Source organism: Variovorax sp. P4_D9 (genome assembly GCF_056401695.1).
Window position 1 is genome coordinate 1 of record NZ_JBFUIU010001308.1, and the last position, 1,745, is coordinate 1,745.

Below are 1,745 nucleotides of genomic sequence, written 5' to 3' on the forward strand. Positions count from 1 at the left end.
GTCTTGCAGTGCACGCAGTTCTGGGCGTTGATCTGCAGCTTTTCCTTGCCTTCGGCGTCCGGCACGAACTCGTACACGCCGGCCGGGCAGTAGCGGCTCTCGGGGCCGGCGTACTCGGGCAGGTTGATGGTGGTGGGCACCGCGGCGTTCTTGAGCGTCAGGTGCGCCGGCTGGTTCTCCTCGTGGTTGGTGTTGCTGATGAACACCGAGGAGAGCCGGTCGAAGGTGAGCTTGCCGTCGGGCTTTGGGTAGGCGATCTTCTTGCACTGGGCCGCCGGCTTGAGCCGCTCGTTGTCGGGCTGGTGGCGGTGCACGGTCCAGGGGATGTGGCCGCGCAGCACCAACTGCTCGATGCCGGTCATCACGGTGCCGACCGCCAGGCCCTTCTTAAACCACTGCTTGAAGTTGCGCGCCTTGTTGAGTTCGGTGTGCAGCCAGCTCTTCTCGAAGGCGGTCGGATAGGCCGTGAGCTCGTCGTGCTGGCGGCCGGCCATCACCGCTTCGTAGGCGGCTTCGGCGGCCAGCATGCCGGTCTTGATGGCGGCGTGGCTGCCCTTGATGCGGCTGGCGTTGAGATAGCCGGCCTCGCAGCCGACCAGCGCGCCGCCCGGGAACACGGTCTTGGGCAGCGATAGCAGGCCGCCCGCGGTGATGGCGCGGGCGCCGTAGCTCAGCCGCTTGGGCGCCTTCAGGCCCTTGTCCTGGCCTTCGAAGTACCAGCGGATGTTGGGATGCGTCTTGAAGCGCTGGAACTCCTCGAACGGGTTCATGTACGGGTTCTGGTAGTCCAGGCCGACCACGTAGCCGATGATCAACTGGTTGTTCTCGGCGTGGTACAGGAAGGAGCCGCCATAGGTGTCCGAAGGCAGCGGCCAGCCGGCCGTGTGCACCGCCAGGCCCGGCTCGTGGCGCGCCGGGTCGATTTCCCACAGTTCCTTGATGCCGATGCCGTAGCTTTGCGGGTCCTTGCCCTCGTCCAGCTTGTACTTGGCGATCAGCTGGCGGCCCAGATGGCCGCGCGCGCCTTCGGCGAAGATCGTGTACTTGGCGTGCAGCTCCATCCCGAGCTGGAAGTTCTCGGTCGGCTCGCCGTCCTTGCCGATGCCGAGGTTGCCCGTGGCGACGCCGCGAACCTTGCCGTCGTCGGTGTAGAGCACCTCGGCGGCCGGGAAACCGGGGAAGATCTCGACGCCGAGCCCTTCGGCCTGCTGCGCCAGCCAGCGCACCACGTTGCCCAGGCTCACGATGTAGTTGCCTTCGTTGTGGAAGTTCTTCGGCAACATGAAGTTCGGCGTCCGGGTGGCGCCGGTCTCGGTCATCATCAGGAAGGTGTCGCGCGTGACCGGCTGGTTCAGCGGTGCGCCGAGCTCTTCCCAGTCGGGCAGCAGCTCGTACAGCGCACGCGGATCCATGATCGCGCCCGACAGGATGTGGGCGCCGGGTTCCGAGCCCTTCTCGAGCACGACGACCGAGATGTCCTTGCCGTGCGAGGCGGCGAGCTGCTTCAGGCGGATGGCGGTCGCGAGGCCGCCCGGGCCTGCGCCGACCACGACCACGTCGTATTCCATGGCTTCGCGGGGGCCGAACTGGGCGAGGATTTCGTCATGCGTCATGTGGGGTCTCGTCGATAATGATTTGAGGGTGCGAGGCACCGCGGCGGGCCGGGTCATTTTATGCGTCACCCGCGTGCGTTCCGGTGGCGTCACCTCGGAGACTCCAACAGGACCATCTTCCATGGCTTACAG

At 66.1% G+C, this 1,745-nt stretch carries 1 protein-coding gene; it reads right to left on the bottom strand.

What is annotated here, in order from left to right:
- Positions 1–1,613: electron transfer flavoprotein-ubiquinone oxidoreductase (locus tag AC1DY5_RS54290; protein ID WP_478122469.1), on the bottom strand; the 1,613-nt coding region annotated here is incomplete at its 3' end.
- Positions 1,614–1,745 lie beyond the last annotated feature (132 nt).